Below are 16,244 nucleotides of genomic sequence, written 5' to 3'. Positions count from 1 at the left end.
ATGGCCGCTGACGCCCCCCGAGGGCATGACCTTCGACACACCTGCCCTTCATGTGACAGGCGTAGAGTCGCCGCCACGCCCCCTTCCGGGGGTTCCTTTTTTCATTGCCCTGCCCAGGGCCGGAGTTGATCGTGATTGCCCGCAAACCCCAGATCCTGATGCTGTCCGTCGCCGTGGCCGCCGCGCTGGCCGCCTGCGCCAAGAAGGAAGAGGCCGCGCCTGCCGCCGATACCGCCGCCAAAGCGCCCGCCGCGCTGGAGCTGAAGCTGGACGAAAGCAGCCTGCCGGGCGTGAACCGCTTCCAGCTCGCCGACCTCGACACCACCAAGAACGCGTGCACCGACTTCGCCGGCTATGCCAACGGCAAGTGGCTGGCCGCCAACGCCATCCCCAGCGACCGCACCAGCTGGGGCGCGTTCGAGATGCTGGCCGAGCGCTCCACCGCCGTCCAGAAGCAGCTGGCCGAACAGGCCGCCGCGCACGCCGATGCCACCGGCGTGGAGAAGATCGTCGGCGACCTGTGGGCCACCGGCATGGACGAGGCCAAGGCCAACGCGCAGGGTATCGAGCCGATCGTGCCCGAACTGAAAGCCATCGACGGCCTGCAGGACAAGGACGCCATCGTGGCGTATCTGAACCAGACCGCCGCCAAGGGACAGAACTTCCTGTTCGGCTTCGGCTCGCTGCCGGAGTTCAGCAACCCGGATATGAACACCGCGGTCGCCATGCAGGGCGGGTTGGGCCTGCCGGACAAGAACTTCTATTTCGACGCCGACAAGAAGGACATCCGCACGGCGTACGTCGCGCATATCGCCAAGATTCTCGAGCTCTCGGGCGTCGCCACGGCCGATGCGCAGAAGCAGGCAAACGACATCATGGCGTTCGAAACCCGTCTGGCGAAGGCCTCAAAGTCGCGTGAAGACCTGTCGCGCGACGTGAGCCTGTACAACAACATGGTGTCCGTCGCCGACGCCGACAAGTTGACGCCGAACTTCTCGTGGACGAAGTTCCTCGAGTCACAGGGCGTGACTGGCCTGCAGCAGTTCTCTCTCGCCATCCCGTCTTTCCACCAGGAAGTCAGCAAGATGCTCGGCGACACGGACCCGGCGACGTGGCGCGCATACCTGCGCTTTCACACCGTCGACGGCGCGTCGGCCTACCTGAGCGATGCCTTCGCGAACGAGCAGTTCGACTTCTACAGCAAGACTCTGCGCGGCCAGAAAGAGATCAAGCAGCGCTGGAAGCGCGTGCTCGAAACCATCGAGGGCCAAAGCGGCGAAGCGTTGGGCCAGATGTACGTGAAAGTGGCCTTTACGCCGGAGTCGAAAGCGAAGATGGAAACGCTGGTCGCCAACTTGGGCACCGCGCTGAAGGCGCGTATCCAGAACCTGGCGTGGATGAGCGACGCCACCAAGGCCAAGGCGATGGAGAAGCAGGCCGCGTTCACCACCAAGATCGGCTACCCCGACAAGTGGCGCGACTGGTCCGGCCTCGCAACCAGCCGCGACAGCTACATCGGCAATGTGCTTGCCGCGCAGGAGTTCAACTACAAGTTTGATCTGGGGAAGATTGGCAAGCCCGTGGACAAGACCGAATGGGGCATGCCGCCGCAGATGGTCAACGCCTATTACAATCCGTTCCAGAACGAGATCGTGTTCCCGGCCGCCATCCTGCAGCCGCCATTCTTCGACCCCAACGCCACCGATGAAATGAACTACGGCGGCATCGGCGCGGTGATCGGCCACGAGATGACGCACGGCTACGACGACCAGGGCAGCCGTTTCGGGGCCACCGGCAAGTTCGAGAACTGGTGGAGCGATGCCGACGCCAAGGGCTTCAAGGCGCTGACCGGCAAGCTGGTGGCGCAGTTCAACGGCTACCGCACCGACGCGGGCCAGGCGATCAACGGCAACCACACGCTGGGCGAGAACATCGCCGACCTCGGCGGCCTGGCGACGGCCTACGACGCCATGAAGGCCGCCGCCGGCGATACGCCCGACCCGATGACCGACGGGCTGACCCGCGACCAGCGCTTCTTCCTCAACTGGGCCACGGTGTGGCGCCGCAACTTCACGCCGGAAGAGCTGAAGAACCGCATCGCCACCGACGAACACGCCCCCGCGCAGTTCCGCGCCATCGGTGCGCCGTCGAACCTGCCCACGTTCGCCGCGGCATTCTCGTGCAAGGCCGGCGATCCGATGGTGCGCAGCGGCGACCAGCAGGTCGTGATCTGGTAATCCCGCGCGTTGCGTCGTGAACTGGAAAGGCCCGGCACGTCCGGGCCTTTCCTTTTCCGCGGACCAGTGGCCGAGCTGTGACGCAGGCCAGCAAAAGCCGCCACGCGGCACCGGGTTCCGTTCACGATCCTGCGGGCCGGCAACGGCTCCCTTGCTAGAATCGCCCGACCCTGAACTCCGGATGTTCCTGATGCCCAGCCCGCGCCACGCTCTCGGCCGCCCCACCCTGATCGCCTTCGCCCTCGTCATCGCCCTGGGCGCCCCGGATGCCGAAGCCCAGCGCAAGAAGCGCGCCCCCGCCGCCCCGGCGGTCAGTGCGCAGTGCTCGGATTTCTACACGGCCACCAATGCGGACTGGCTGAAGAAGAACCCCGCGTCGAATGAAGCCGGTGCCGTCAGCGTCTTGGGTGCCTTCCGCGCGCGCACGCTGGACCAGCAGCGCGCCCTGCTCGACAGCGCCATGCAGGCGCCGCAGGGCAACGTGCAGAAACTGCTGGGCGACTTCTGGGCCAGCGGCCTGGACGAAGCCGCCGTGGAAGCCGACGGCTCCAAGCCGATCGCGCCGCTGCTGGATCGCATCAACGCCATCAAGAAGCCGAAGGACGTCGCACCGGCCATCGCCGCGCTGCACCAGGTCGGCATCCCGGTGGCCTTCAACTTCAGCCCCGACGTGGACCTGCAGGCGCTGGACCGCCACATCGGCTACTTCATGCAGGGCGGCCTGGGCCTGGCCGATCCGGCCTACTACACCCGCACCGACGCCGACACGCGCGAGCTGCTGGGTCGCTATCGCACCTACGTGAAGCAGGTGCTCGCGCTGACCGGTACGCCGGCCGCGAAGCTGGACGCCGAATCGGCGCTGGTCATCGACGTGGAGACCAGGCTGGCGCAGGTGTCCAAGCCGCTGGTCGACCTGCGCAGCCCCTTCGCCAACTACGCGCCGGTGCCGACCAGGGACCTGGGCAAGCAATACCGCAACCTTCAGCTCGACGCCTTCCTGAAGGCGCAGGGCGTCAGCGACGACACGGTGTCGATGGCCGATCCCGAGCTGTTCAAGCGCCTGGACAACCTGGTCGGCACGCTCAAGCCCGACCAGTGGAAGGCCTACCTGCGCTGGCGCGTGGGCGATGCGATGGCGCCGTACCTGGCCAAGCCGTTCCGCGATGCCGAATTCGATTTCCGCGGCCGCGTGCTGCGTGGCGAAACCGCGCCGGCGCCGCGCTGGCGGCAGGTGCTGGACGCGATCAACCTCGCCGCCGGCCCGATGCTCGGCAAGGAATACGCCGAGCGCTACGTGCCCGCCGACCACAAGCACCGCGCCGAGCAGATCGCCGGCCAGGTGCGCGACGCGCTGGGCCGCGGCATCGAACGCACGACCTGGCTGAGCGAGGCCGCCAAGACCGAAGCCAAGGCCAAGCTCGACAAGCTGAAGATCGAAGTCGGCACGCCCAAGCGCGACCTCGACTACAGCGTGCAGCCGATGGGCCGCGGCAGCTTCGGCGGCAATATCCTGATCGCGTCGACCTGGCGCCACCGCGAAGAGATGAAGCGCATCGGCAAGGGCAATGCCGACCGCCGCTGGGACGTGCTGCCGCAGCAGCCTGCACTCGCCTACGACCTGGCGCAGAACCGCCTGATCGTCACCGCCGCCGTGCTGCAGGAAGAGATCTTCGATGCGAAGCAGCCGGCCGCCGTGCAGTACGGCGCGTTCGGCGCACTGGTCGGCCACGAGCTGAGCCGCGGCTTCGACGTGAAGGGCCGCATGGTCGACGCCAAGGGACAGCTGCGCGACTGGTGGACGCCCGCCGATGTCGCCGCATGGAATGCGCTGGGCGACAAGGTCGTCGCGCAGTACAACGCGTATGCCTTCCCCGACCTGAAGAACGTCAAGGTCAACGGTGCGCTGACGCGCGACGAGAATCTGGCCGACCTCGCCGGTGTGGAACTGGCATGGGACGCCTTCGCCACCGCCGAACCGCAGGCGAACGCCGCGGCGAAGCAGTCGTTCTACAAGGCCTGGGCCACGTTGTGGGCACAGAACCTGTCGGAAACCGAAGCCGCGCAGCGCGCCGCCGTCGACGTGCACGCCCCCGGCCAGTGGCGCGCCAACGGCCCGCTGACCCAGCAGCCGGCCTTCGCGCAGGCGTTCACCTGCAAGGCCGGCCAGCCGATGCAGGCGAAGGAAGCGGACCAGGTGCGCATCTGGCGCTGAGCTCCGCATCCGCTGCATGGAAGAACGGCGCGGGATCCCGCGCCGTTTTTCTTTGCGTCCTGGATGCCGATTATTTGACCGAGCGCAGGTGCGGCGGCTTCGGCTTGCGCGGGCCCCTGCCGAACGGTGGCTGGCCCCGCCAGTAGCGGATCATCAGCCAGCCGAACACCATGCCACCCAGATGCGCGAAGTGTGCGACGCCCGGCTGCAGACCGGTAAAGCCCAGCACCAGCGCAAGCAATGCGTAGAAGATCACCAGCGTGCGTGCCTTGATCTCCATCGGCAGCGGAAACACGATCATGCGGTTGTTCGGAAACAGCATGCCGTAACCCAGCAACAGCCCGAACACGCCACCCGACGCGCCCAGTGTCGGGTATGGCAGCGCACCCGCGGACACCATCCACCAGCCCACGGCGAGCTGCAGCAGACCGGCGCCGGCGATGCACACCAGGAAGAAGGTGAGGAAGCGTTTCTGTCCCCACGTCTGTTCGAGCGGCGAACCGAACATCCACAGCGCCAGCATGTTGAAGGCCAGGTGCGCGAAACCGCTGGTGTCGTGCAGGAAGCCATACGTCAGCAACTGCCAGGGCAGGAAGCCATGGCCCACCGGCCACAAGGCGAACCAGTCGAGCAGTGTGTCGCCCAGCAACAGCTGCAGCAGGTAGCCCGCGACGTTCGCGATCAGCAACGTCCTGGTGACGGGGAGAAGTCGGGGAAACATGGCAATCCTCGGAACGGTCGCGCCACATCATACGTGCCGCGCGTTAACGGGGGCCCGGCCCCCACAGTGCCGCATCCAGATCGTCGGCCTTGCGCGGCCGCTTCACGCGTCCGCCCTCCACCTTCACGCCTTCCGCGCGCAGGCGCTGGCTCTGCTCGCGGAACGCCTTCGAGCCTTCGGGAAACGCGATACGCCCATCGGAGCGCAGCACGCGGTGCCACGGCAGCGCCGGATCGTCGTTCTGGCTGAGGATGCGCGCGGTCAGGCGCGCGCGGCCCGGCAAGCCCGCGCGATGCGCGACTTCGCCGTAGCCGGCCACCTGACCGTGCGGTATCGCACGGATTGCGGCAAGAATTCTGTCTTCGGGAGACTTGGCGCTCATGCGGGATTAGCATAGCGGCAACGGCAACAGGGGGAGCATCCCATGCACAACTTCGAACAGGTCCGCGGCCATCTGAATTCCTCCGGCTACAAGGTCACCATGCACGACCCTTACGTCGCCTGCGTGGAACTGTCGCTGGGCAACGGCAAGCGGCACCAGACGATCTACCTGTCCGAACTGGGCAACGACGACGAGCGCGGCTACCTGCGCGTGAGCACGGTGATCGCCCCGATGACCGGCATCGACGCCAAGCGCGCGCTGAAGTTCAACTGGCAGAGCAGCGTCGGCTATCTGGCCATCGGTGAACTCGACGGCGTGCCCTACCTGCAACTGTGCGAGAACCGGCCGTACGAAAGCCTCAGCCCGGCCGAAGTCGACCGCCTGGTGCTGGAGATCGGCGGCCTGGGCGACAGCATGGAACGCGCACTCTCCGCTGAAGGCGATCTGCTGTAGGGCGGGCCCGGGCCCGCCATCGCGGCGTCGGAACAAAAAAACGCCGGGCAAGCCCGGCGTTTTCTGTTTCAACGGATGCAGGGCGACATCAAGCCCAGCCGATCGACTCCAGCAACCGCAGCAGGCCGTAGGCGATACCGCCGGCCGCCGGGATCGTCAGCACCCACGCCCACAGGATGCGTTCGATCACGCCGAACTTCAGCGCACGCGGATTCTTGGCGAAGCCCACGCCCATGATGGCGGTGGAGATGCTGTGCGTGGTCGATACCGGCATGCCGAAATGCGCGGCCACGGTCAGGATGGTCGCCGAGCTGGTTTCCGCCGCGAAGCCGTTGATCGGATGCAGCTTCACCATCTTGTGGCCCAGCGTCTTGATGATCTTCCAGCCGCCCGACGCGGTACCCAGTGCCATCACGATGGCGCAGGTGATGACGATCCACATGGCGATGTCCTGCTCGCCGGCACTGCCCGGATGCAGGAACGCAAGCCAGTTCGGCAGGCTGTCCAAGGCACCGCTGGCCTCGGCGCCGAACAGCGTCAGCGCAATGATGCCCATCGTCTTCTGCGCATCGTTGTGGCCGTGCGCATAGCCCATGTAGGCAGCGGAGAGGATCTGCGCCTTGCCGAAGAACTTGTTGACGAAGTGCGGACGCGCCAGACGGCCCAGCCAGCCGCCCAGCTTCGACAGCAGCACGATCAGCCCCCATAGCAGCACCATCACCACGATGCCGAGCACGAAGCCCGCCACCGGCGAGGAGATCATCGGCAGCACGACCTTCCACAGGATGCCCTTGTTCTGCGTCCAGTCGCCGGCCGCCTGCGACCAGATCAACGCACCCCAGTCGTTGTGCGCGGCGGCCAGCGCGGCACCGCACAGGCCGCCGATCAGCGCATGCGACGACGACGACGGCAGGCCCTTCCACCAGGTGATCAGGTTCCAGATGATGCCGCCCAGCAGCGCGCACAGGATCACCTGCGAGGTCACCTGCACCACGTTGGTGTCGACCAGGCCGGAGGCAATGGTCTTGGCGACGGCGGTGCCGGTCAGCGCGCCGATCAGGTTCATCACGGCCGCCAGCATCACCGCCTGGCCCGGCGACAGCACCTTGGTGGCGACCACGGTGGCGATGGAGTTGGCGGTGTCGTGGAAGCCGTTGATGAACTCGAAGACGAGCGCGGCGAAGATCACCACCAGCACGAGGGTAAGCATGGGCGCGACCCGTCAGCTGTTCTTGAGGACGATCTGGTACGCCACCACGCCGGCCTCGCGGCAGCGGTCGATGGCCTTCTCCAGGATCTCGAAGAACTCCTTCAGCAGGAACATCTGCAGGTGGTCCAGGCGACCGGAGTAGATGTCGCGGTACAGCTCCAGCATCAGCCGGTCGGCCTCGTTCTCGATCGCGCGCAGCTTCTCGTTGAGCGAGGTCATGCGATCGATGTTCATCTTCTTGATCTCGTGGACCATCTCGACCACCACGCTGGCCGCCTGCTCCAGCATCGCCGCGCGCGGCGCGAAGTCGATGCCGTCCAGGTGCTGGATGGCCAGCGAGTAGCGGTCGGCGAACTTCTCGACCTGCTTGGGGATCTTGTACAGCGCCGAGCCCAGCGCCTCGATGTCCTCGCGCTCGATCGGGGTGATGAAGCTGTCCACCAGCGCCTTGCCGATCTTGTCCGAGGCCGCACGCTCGCGCAGGCGCGCCAGCTTGAAGGCATCGAGCGCCGGCTGGCGGTCGGTGGCCTTCATCATGGTGTGCAGGGCCTTGGTGCTGTCGTGGGCGGCTTGGGCGGCCTCGTCCAACAGCGTGTAGAACTGCTGGCCGGAGCCGAAGATCGTCTGGAGGGAGAACATCGGGCGGTCCCACCGTCACGGGATGGACGGCTTCAGGAGCGGAATTATGACCGCTTCATGACTGTTCCGGACAGTCCGGCGGGACGGGAGCCGTCCTCGGGGCGCCCGCATTAGCCGAATGTCTTGTTCAGCTTCACGCGTCCGCCCGCCGACCGTTTGCTAAACTCGCCGCGCGCCTCCGGGTGCACCCTATGGACGACGACCCTACTTCCCCCCACTGTCCTCCGCGACAGACCCCGCCCGCCTCGCCGGCCCTCCCCGCTCTGAACGGAGGCTCCCGTGCTTGAGCTGCTCATTGTTTTCGCCCTGGTGCTGTTGAACGGCTTCTTCGCCATGTCCGAGATGTCGGTCATGACCTCGCGCAAGAGCCGCCTGAAGCAGATGGCCCAGACCAGCCATCGCGCCCAGCGCGCGCTGGACCTGTCGGAGAAGCCCGAGAGCTTCCTGTCCACGGTCCAGATCGGCATCACGCTGATCGGCGTCCTGACCGGTCTGTTCGGTGGTGAAGCCATCGGCATGGCCATCGCAGGCTGGTTGCAGGGCGTATTCCCGTCTCTTTCGGCCACTTTCGCGCTTGTCGGTGAGCCGCAGCCCTGGTCGGAGCTGATAGGCAAGACGCTTGCCGTCGCCTTGATCACCTTCATGACACTGATCTTCGGCGAACTGGTACCCAAGCGCCTTGCGATCACTGCGCCGGAGAAGATCGCCGGAGTCGTTGCCGTGCCGATGGGCTGGTTGGCGAAGATCGCTTTCCCGTTCGTGTGGCTGCTCTCCCATAGCACCCGCTTCGTCCTGCGCCTGCTGGGCTTAGGCAAGGATGAAGCGGCCACCGTCAGCGAAGAAGAAATCCGCATGCTCGTGTCCGAAGGGCACGAGGCCGGCGTGATCGATGCCGACGAGCGCAACATGATGAACCGCGTACTGCGCCTGGGCGACCGCACCGCGGACAGCCTGATGACGCCACGCAAGAAGATTGTCTGGCTCGACGCCGCCGCGTCCTACGACGACAACCTGCAGACCATGCACGAGTCGGCGTTCTCGCGCTTTCCGGTGTATCGCGGCAACGACCAGGACGTGGTCGGCGTGCTGGAAGTGAAGTCCCTGCTGGACCGCTTCGGCATCGCCCAGCCCGACCTCTTCATCAAGCTGCGCGAGCCGCTGTTCGTGTCCGAGTCCACCCATGCCATGAAGCTGCTGGAGATCTTCCGCGAAGAGCAGCAATCGCTGGCGCTGGTCGTGGACGAGTACGGCGAGATCCAGGGCCTGGTCACCCAGAGCGACCTGATGGGCGCCGTGGTCGGTCGCCTGCAGGCCGCGGAAAACACCGAGGATGCGCCGCTGGTGGTGGTCCGCGACGACGGCTCGCTGCTGGTGGACGGCTCGCTGCCCAACGACGACCTGCGTGAACTGCTGGGCGGCCTGGCGCTGCCCGACGACGACGAGTACAACACCGTTGCCGGCCTGATGATCGAACGCTTCGGCCGCATCCCGCACGTCGGCGAGCACCTGGACTGGGCCGGCTGGCGCTTCGAAGTGGTCGACCTCGACGGCGCCCGCATCGACAAGCTGCTGCTTCAGAAACTGCCCGAGACCGACGGCGAAGACCTGGCGGTCTGACATGTCCGCCGACGACGCACCACGACACACCAGCACGGCCACGCTGATCGACGGCTTCGCCGCCGGCGATCCCGACGAGGTCCTTCGCCTTGGCGACCTGCTGAAGGACTTCGGCCCCGCCGCGTTCGGCCTGTTGCTGTTCATCGGCGTGCTGCCGGCCTTCATCCCGATACCCGGTGTCGGCGGCGCCGTCGGCGGACCGATGGTGGTCCTGGTCGGCGTGCAGCTGCTGCTGGGCCTGCGCAAGGTGTGGTTGCCGGCCTTTTTGGCACGCCGCGGACCGCACCGCAGCGCGATGGTGCGCTTCCGCCAACGCATGGCGCCGTGGCTGCGCCGCCTGGAAAAACTCGTCCGCCCCCGAATGGGCGGCCTGGTCGACAACCGTGTGGCGCTCAGCTTCACCGGCTTGCTGCTGATCCTGCTGGGCATCCTGCTGGCGTTGCCCATTCCGTTCACCAACTATGTGTTCGGTTTCCTGCTGCTGCTGTTCGCGCTGGCGCTGCTCGAGCGCGACGGCGCGCTGCTGCTGGTGGCGTGGATCGCCGGTGGCATCGCCGTGGTGGTGTTCGGTTTCCTGTCCGGCAACCTGGTGGAAGCCACGAGTGCGCTGATCGCGAAGTGGTTCTGAGCCTTCGCACCAGGCATAAGCAGGAAGGTGGGTGTGGGAGCGACGTAAGTCGCGATGAGGCTTTATCGGTGGGCCATCGCGACTTACGTCGCTCCCACAACACCCTTTCCCTTACGCCACGAGCTGCGCGAACTCCGCCGCGGTGACCGGATACCCCAACCAGTAGCCCTGCGCCAGGTCGCAGCCACGTTCGCGCAGCAGGTTGAACTGGCCTTCCTTTTCCACGCCTTCGGCGACGACCGTGATGCCCAGCGAGTGCGCCATCGCGATGATCGCGGACGTCAGCGCCAGGTCGTCGGGATCGCGCAGCATGTCGGCGATGAAGCTGCGGTCGATCTTCACGCCGTCGACCGGCACGCGACGCAGGTGGCTCAGGCCCGAGAAGCCGGTGCCGAAATCGTCCAGCCACACCTTCACCCCGGTGCGGTGCAGCGTGGCCAACAGCGCGCTGGCATGCGCCTCGTCGCTGATGACGGCGGTCTCGGTAAGCTCCAGGTGCAGGCGTGATGCCGCCAGCCCGGTGTCGCGCAGGCATTCGGCCACCACGTCCGGCAAGTCGCCGCTGCGCAGCTGGCGCGGCGAGACGTTGACCGAGACGAACAGCGGATCCATCGCGTCGCGTTCGCTGCCCCAGCGCGCGGCGGCGGCGCAGGCGGCGCGCAGCACGCGGGGACCGATGCTCTCGATCAGGCCACTCTGCTCGGCCACGTCGATGAACACCGACGGCGCCACCATGCCCAGCTCCGGATGCTGCCAGCGCAGCAGCGCCTCGGCGCCGACGATGCGGCTGTCGGCCATGCGGAACACCGGCTGGTACATCAGGCTCAGTTCGCCGCGCTCCCACGCGCCGCGCAACTCCTGCTCCATGCGCACGCGGCGCTCGACGGCCTGGTCCATCGCACGGCTGTAGAAGCGGTAGCAGTTCTTGCCGGCGACCTTCGCCTGGTACATCGCGATGTCGCCGTTCTTCATCAGCGCGGTCGCGCCGGAGGCGTCTTCCGGGAACAGGGTGATGCCGATCGATGTACCGAGGAATACCTGGCGTTCCTGCACCACGATCGGGCGACCCAATTCGGCCACCAGTTTCTCGGCCAGCCGGGTGGCGCCGCCGCGCACGTCGCCGTCCTGGATCAGGATGACGAACTCGTCGCCGCCGAAGCGCGCCAGCAAGGCGTCGTCGCCCCCCATCAGCTCCACCGCGTCGCGGATGCGGTGCGCGAACTGCTGCAGGACTTCGTCGCCGGCCTCGTGGCCCAGCGTGTCGTTGACGCGCTTGAAGTCGTCGATGTCGGCGAACAGCAACGCGAGTTGCCGGCCCGCGCCGCGCAGCATCATCAGGCGATGGTCCAGGCTTTCGCGGAACGCCAGCCGGTTGGTCAGTCCGGTCAGCGAATCGGTGTAGGCCATGCGCCGCACGTCACGGTCGTGCCGGGCGATGCTGTCGCTCATCGTGCCGAACGCACGCACCAGTTCGCCGACCTCGTCCTGGCGCTCGCTGGCCATGCGCTCGCCGTTGTAGTTGCCCACCTCGATGTCGTGCGCCGCCCGTGCCAGCTGCCGGATCGGCCGCACCAGCGTGCGCTGGGCGTACACCATGATCGCCACGCATGCCGCCACCAGCGCCGCCAGCAGCAACGCGATCCAGCCCAAGTGGCGCGCGCCAAGTTCGTTCAGCCGTGCCCGCGCGGCGGTGATGGCCTTCTCTTCGTACGCGCGCACCGAGGCGACCGAATAGCCGACACGCACGCCGCCGATGCGCTCGCTGCCGATCATGATCGGCTCGGACACATCGACGATCTGCGCGGACCACTGCGTATGCATGCTGCGCGCATTCACCGCTTCGTACGCCAGCGGATCGGTCATGGTCTGCCCGTACACCGCGATGTCGGCGGTACCGTCGTGGATGATCCGGCCCTGGTTGTCGTAGACGAGCACGTAACTGACGTCGGGCTCCTTCTGCGCCGAGCGCACGATGCTGCCGATCGTGTCCAGGTCGAAGTAGTACAGCGGGTTGGCCAGCGCGTCGCCCAACTGGTCGACGGTGGCTTCGCCGTGCCGGCGCAGGCTGTCCTCGACCATGCCGTGCATCGCCTCGCGGCCGAGGTCGGCGACCTCCTGCTGCATCACCTTCTGACGGTGCAGCAGCGTGCCGAGCAGCGCGATCACCACCAACAGCATGATCGCCATCGCCGCCAGGAAACGCGCCTGCAGGCCGAACTTCACGGACTTCATTCGACCTGCTCCCGGACACGGGTCACGCCGCGGCGCAGATCGTCCAATGCCTGCTGCGAGGTCGGATCGACCGGCAGGAAGCGGGTCGTGCGGAAGAAGACGTTGAGCGCATCGCGCGCGGCAGGATCGTTGGCGGCTTCCAGCAGCACCTCGCGCAGGCGCGCCTCGATCCGAGGATCGAGGTCGCCACGCACCATCTCGAGCGCGCGCGGGAAGTCCTGCGTTTCGTGGATCACGCGGAAGTCGCGGCGGAACGAGGGCGGCATGCGGCGCACGTCGTCCCAGTCCAGGTTGCTGACCACGCCCGCATCGACCAGGCGCTTGTGCACCCAGGCGGCGATGTTGAGTTCGGAACGCGCGAACACGTAGCCGACCGAGTCGGCGGACGGCCGGTCCATCGGCGAGAGCAGGATCTCCATCCGCTGGCCGGCATCCAGCAACGCCACCGACGGCGCGAAGTACGCGCTGGTCGAGGCGGTGTTCTGGAAGGCCACCGTCCGCCCCTTCAGATCGGCCAAGCGCTCGAGGCCGCTGTCGCGGCGGACGAAGAACACCCCGTGGTAGCGGCTCACGCCGCCGCGCTCGGTCAGCAGCAGCGGGCGTGCGCCGGCGCGCTCCTGCAGCCGCATGCCGGTGCCCGCCGTCTCGGTGACCCAGTCCACCCGGCCGCGGCGCAGGTAGCTGGTCATCTGCTGGGCATCGCGCGCCATCAGGATGCGGCCCTCGGTGATGCCGACATCGCGCATGCGCGGGACCACGTAGTCCAGCAGGGGTTTGAGCTGTTCGTAGTGCGCCTTGGGGTCGTCGCTGATGCGTCCCAGGACGAGGACCCGTTCGTCGCCGGCGGCCTTGGCCGGCACGACGGCGGCGGGAAGCAGGGCTGCACCGAGGGCGGCCAGCGCGAGGCGGAACCAGGTTGTACGCAACGATAGGCGCCCGCCAGAACGATGGCGGCAGCCTAGCGGAAAACGTGAGCTCAAGACAGTGTTCCGGTCCCGCCCTGGCCCGCCAGTCGCGCCATGCGCTGGGCGTCGGCCAGGATGCCGCGCAGCAGCCGCACTTCCTGCTCGGTCAGGTCCGCCTTGGCGAACAGCCGCCTCAACTTGCGCATGGCCGAATCGGGCGTGCGCCCCTTGTGGAAGTCGATCGCATCGAGCGTGTCGCCGAGCTGTGCGAAGAACCCTTCCACGTGGGCATGGCTGGCCGGGGTTTCGTCGGGATGGACCGGCTCCGCCGTCGTCGCCGTCGCCCCCTCCAGCAGCGCCAGTCGCAGTTCGTAGGCCAGTACCTGCACGGCGGCGGCGAGGTTCAGCGAGCTGTATTCGGGATTGGCGGGGATGTGCACCGCGGCGTGGCAGAGCTGGAGTTCCTCGTTGCTCAGGCCGGTGCGCTCGCGGCCGAACACCAGCGCCACCTCGCCTCCGGCTGCCGCCCGGCCCACCGCCAGAGCGGCGGCCTGGCGGGGTGCGTGCTCCTCCAGTTGGACGCGGCGGCTGCGCGCCGTGCATCCCAGCACAAGGTGGCAATCCGCCACGGCCTCGGCCAGCGTGGCCACCACCGGGGCGTCGCCCAGCAGGTTGTCGGCCCCTGCCGCGCGCCGGTAGGCCTCTTCCGCGGGATAGTCCTCGGGTGCGACCAGCACCAGCCGCGCAAGTCCCATGGTCTTCAGGGCACGCGCTGCCGCACCGATGTTGCCGGGGTGCTGCGTGCCGACCAGCACCACGCGCAGGCGGGCGGCCGTGGCCGGGGAAAGGGAATCGGTCGGGGAAACAGGCGTATTCATGGGGGCAAATGGTAAACTGCGCGGGCCGGTCTCCGCGCCGTGCTGCTCTTTTCCACTTGTTCGCCCGCCCCACGCCTGTCCGAGGTCCGTTCGCATGCAAAAGCCCGTCGTCACCGTCATGACCAAGGCCGCCCGCCTCGCAGGCAACGTGCTGTTGCGGAGCATCAACAAGCTGGATGCGCTGAACGTGGTGCAGAAGGAGCGGATGGACTACGCAAGCGAAGTCGACGCGGATGCCGAGAAGGTCATCATCAAGGAACTGCGCCGCGCCTACCCGGACTACGGGTTCGTCGGCGAGGAGAGCGGCGCCCAGATCAACGGCCGCTACACCTTCGTGATCGACCCGCTGGACGGCACCAGCAATTACCTGCGCGGGTTCCCCCACTACTGTGTGTCCATCGCGCTGGTGGACAACGGCGAGCCGACCGACGCGGTGATCTTCGACCCCCTGCGCAACGATCTGTTCACTGCCAGCCGCGGCGCGGGCGCCCAGCTCAACGAGCGCCGCATCCGCGTGGCCGACCGCAAGGAGCTGGCCGGCACCGTCATCACCACCGGCTTCCCGCCGCGCGAGCGCGCCCGCGCCGGCGCGCAGCTGGAATGCGTACGGGAGCTGCTGGTGCACGCCGAGGACATCCGCCGCACCGGCTCGGCCGCGCTGGACCTGGCCTACGTGGCCTGCGGCCGCGCCGATGCCTATTTCGAGGCCGGCGTGAAGGACTGGGACATCGCCGCCGGCGTGCTGCTGGTGCGCGAGGCGGGCGGCAAGGTGTGCGACTTCCGCGGCGCCGCGCTCGGCAAGATCGACGGCCGCACTGCCCTGCCCCGCCAGATCGTCGCCGGCAACCTCAAGGTCGCCGAGGCGCTGCAGAAGACCATCGTCTCGTCGGGTTATGCGGCTTCGTTCAACGGCTGATCGCCGCGTTCACCTGTAGGAGCGACGTAAGTCGCGACCGGAAACCGGAATACCCGGGAGAAGGTCGCCCGAGTGCTGGTCTGGCCTGATCGACCGTCGCCAGTCAATTTGATCCTGTCGATCTGGCCGTGCGGTCGCGACTTACGTCGCTCCTACAGAAGACCAACTCCTAAAGAAAAAGGCCACGCATTGCGTGGCCTTTTTTCGTTCCCCGGCTACCGGAGATTACGGACGACGCGCCAGTGCGGCATCGTCCTTCGCCTTCGGCATCAGATCCTGCTTGGTGACCTTCAGGAAGCCCAGGGTCAGCAGCGGACAGGCGACGAAGATCGACGAGATCGTGCCGATCACGATGCCGATCATCTGCGAAATGGCCATGCCTTCCAGCGAGCCGCCGCCGTACAGGTACAGCGCCAGCACGGTCAGGAACGCAACGAAGGAGGTGATGATGGTGCGCGACAGCGTCTGGTTGACCGAGCGGTTCAGCACTTCCACCGGCTCGACGCGCAGGCTGCGGAAGTTCTCGCGTACGCGATCGAAGACCACGATGGTGTCGTTGATCGAGAAGCCCATCACCGACAGCAGGCCGGCCAGGATGGTCAGGTCGAACTCGCGGCCCGTCAGCGCGAAGAAGCCGGCGCAGATCAGCACGTCGTGCAGGGTGGTGACGATCGCGGCCACCGCGAACTTCCATTCGAAGCGCGCGGCGATGTAGATCAGGAAGCCCACCACCACGAACACCAGCGTGTACAGGCCGTTGAGCGCCAGTTCCTTGCCGACCTGCGGGCCGACGAACTCGTTGCGCATCACGGTGGCCTGGTTGCCTTCCACCGAGGCCAGGCGGACGACGTCCTGTGCGGTGCGGTTGGTGGCGTCCAGCCCGGCGTCGCCTTCGGCCTGCGCGCCTTCTTCCCTCGGCTGCAGTCGGACCAGCAGGTCGCTGCCGGTGCCGAAGGTCTGCACCTGGGCACTACCGTAGCCGGCAGCCTCCAGGCGCGAGCGCACGCCATCGACATCGGGTGGCTGCTGGAAACGCAGTTCCACCACCGTGCCACCGGTGAAGTCGAGCGCGAAGTTGAAGCCCTTGAAGGCGATGGCGCCGATCGCCACCACGGCCATGATCACGGCGATGGAGATCGAGATCCAGCGCAGCCGCATGAAGTCGATGCGGGTGTCGTTGGGAACGAGATGCAGCGGAAAGAGGTTCATGGGTC

General features: G+C 67.0%; 14 protein-coding genes. 6 read left to right on the top strand and 8 right to left on the bottom strand.

The window, feature by feature from the left end; all coding sequences use genetic code 11:
• Positions 1-155 precede the first annotated feature (155 nt).
• Complete coding sequence (locus ACGHX3_RS05440) at positions 156-2,237, top strand: M13 family metallopeptidase (protein ID WP_394697245.1); 2,082 nt, start codon at positions 156-158, stop codon at positions 2,235-2,237.
• Positions 2,238-2,427: 190 nt separating this feature from the next.
• Positions 2,428-4,449, top strand: coding sequence for a M13 family metallopeptidase (locus ACGHX3_RS05435; RefSeq protein ID WP_394696660.1), 2,022 nt, complete (start codon positions 2,428-2,430; stop codon positions 4,447-4,449).
• Positions 4,450-4,519: 70 nt separating this feature from the next.
• Here ACGHX3_RS05435 and ACGHX3_RS05430 read toward each other — a convergent pair whose 3' ends face one another.
• Together ACGHX3_RS05430 and ACGHX3_RS05425 are read right to left on the bottom strand one after the other, a co-directional pair.
• Complete coding sequence (locus ACGHX3_RS05430; protein WP_394696659.1) at positions 4,520-5,170, bottom strand: rhomboid family intramembrane serine protease; 651 nt, start codon at positions 5,168-5,170, stop codon at positions 4,520-4,522.
• A 43-nt stretch (positions 5,171-5,213) separates the two neighbouring features.
• On the bottom strand, positions 5,214-5,552 hold the full coding sequence (locus ACGHX3_RS05425; RefSeq protein ID WP_162337557.1) for an MGMT family protein: 339 nt from the start codon (positions 5,550-5,552) through the stop codon (positions 5,214-5,216).
• A gap of 42 nt (positions 5,553-5,594) precedes the next feature.
• Between ACGHX3_RS05425 and ACGHX3_RS05420 the strand changes: the two genes are divergently transcribed.
• Positions 5,595-6,005 (top strand): hypothetical protein, encoded by a 411-nt coding sequence (locus ACGHX3_RS05420; RefSeq protein ID WP_162337556.1) that lies wholly within the window; start codon positions 5,595-5,597, stop codon positions 6,003-6,005.
• 88 nt (positions 6,006-6,093) lie between these two features.
• Here the strand turns inward: ACGHX3_RS05420 and ACGHX3_RS05415 are convergent, their stop codons facing one another.
• Positions 6,094-7,215, bottom strand: a complete 1,122-nt coding sequence (locus ACGHX3_RS05415; protein WP_162337555.1) for an inorganic phosphate transporter — start codon at positions 7,213-7,215, stop codon at positions 6,094-6,096.
• A 12-nt stretch (positions 7,216-7,227) separates the two neighbouring features.
• Positions 7,228-7,854 carry a DUF47 domain-containing protein gene (locus tag ACGHX3_RS05410; protein WP_056878267.1) on the bottom strand — a complete coding sequence of 209 codons (627 nt, stop codon included), beginning with the start codon at positions 7,852-7,854 and terminating at the stop codon, positions 7,228-7,230.
• Between the two features lie 279 nt (positions 7,855-8,133).
• On the opposite strand from ACGHX3_RS05410, the gene ACGHX3_RS05405 reads away from it, so the two are divergent.
• Together ACGHX3_RS05405 and ACGHX3_RS05400 are read left to right on the top strand one after the other, a co-directional pair.
• On the top strand, positions 8,134-9,471 hold the full coding sequence (locus tag ACGHX3_RS05405; protein WP_394696658.1) for a hemolysin family protein: 1,338 nt from the start codon (positions 8,134-8,136) through the stop codon (positions 9,469-9,471).
• A gap of 1 nt (position 9,472) precedes the next feature.
• Positions 9,473-10,099 carry an exopolysaccharide biosynthesis protein gene (locus ACGHX3_RS05400; protein WP_162339334.1) on the top strand — a complete coding sequence of 209 codons (627 nt, stop codon included), beginning with the start codon at positions 9,473-9,475 and terminating at the stop codon, positions 10,097-10,099.
• Between the two features lie 111 nt (positions 10,100-10,210).
• On the opposite strand, the gene ACGHX3_RS05395 is transcribed toward ACGHX3_RS05400, so the two are convergent.
• The 3 genes from ACGHX3_RS05395 to ACGHX3_RS05385 are packed head-to-tail and all read right to left on the bottom strand — an operon-like array spanning position 10,211 to position 14,114.
• A complete protein-coding gene (locus ACGHX3_RS05395) occupies positions 10,211-12,331 on the bottom strand; it encodes a bifunctional diguanylate cyclase/phosphodiesterase (RefSeq protein WP_162339333.1) in 2,121 nt (706 codons plus the stop codon).
• Complete coding sequence (locus ACGHX3_RS05390) at positions 12,328-13,257, bottom strand: phosphate/phosphite/phosphonate ABC transporter substrate-binding protein (protein ID WP_394696657.1); 930 nt, start codon at positions 13,255-13,257, stop codon at positions 12,328-12,330. The genes ACGHX3_RS05395 and ACGHX3_RS05390 overlap by 4 nt, the downstream gene beginning before the upstream one ends.
• 50 nt (positions 13,258-13,307) lie before the next feature.
• Positions 13,308-14,114 carry an RNA methyltransferase gene (locus ACGHX3_RS05385; RefSeq protein WP_394696656.1) on the bottom strand — a complete coding sequence of 269 codons (807 nt, stop codon included), beginning with the start codon at positions 14,112-14,114 and terminating at the stop codon, positions 13,308-13,310.
• A 94-nt stretch (positions 14,115-14,208) separates the two neighbouring features.
• Between ACGHX3_RS05385 and ACGHX3_RS05380 the strand changes: the two genes are divergently transcribed.
• Complete coding sequence (locus ACGHX3_RS05380) at positions 14,209-15,030, top strand: inositol monophosphatase family protein (protein WP_162339331.1); 822 nt, start codon at positions 14,209-14,211, stop codon at positions 15,028-15,030.
• Positions 15,031-15,255: 225 nt separating this feature from the next.
• On the opposite strand, the gene secF is transcribed toward ACGHX3_RS05380, so the two are convergent.
• Complete coding sequence (gene secF / locus ACGHX3_RS05375) at positions 15,256-16,239, bottom strand: protein translocase subunit SecF (protein ID WP_162339330.1); 984 nt, start codon at positions 16,237-16,239, stop codon at positions 15,256-15,258.
• Between the last annotated feature and the right edge of the window lie 5 nt (positions 16,240-16,244).

Source organism: Pseudoxanthomonas japonensis (assembly GCF_043632995.1).
In the GTDB taxonomy this organism is placed as follows: domain Bacteria; phylum Pseudomonadota; class Gammaproteobacteria; order Xanthomonadales; family Xanthomonadaceae; genus Pseudoxanthomonas_A; species Pseudoxanthomonas_A japonensis.
This window is presented reverse-complemented; position numbering and strand designations above follow the sequence as displayed.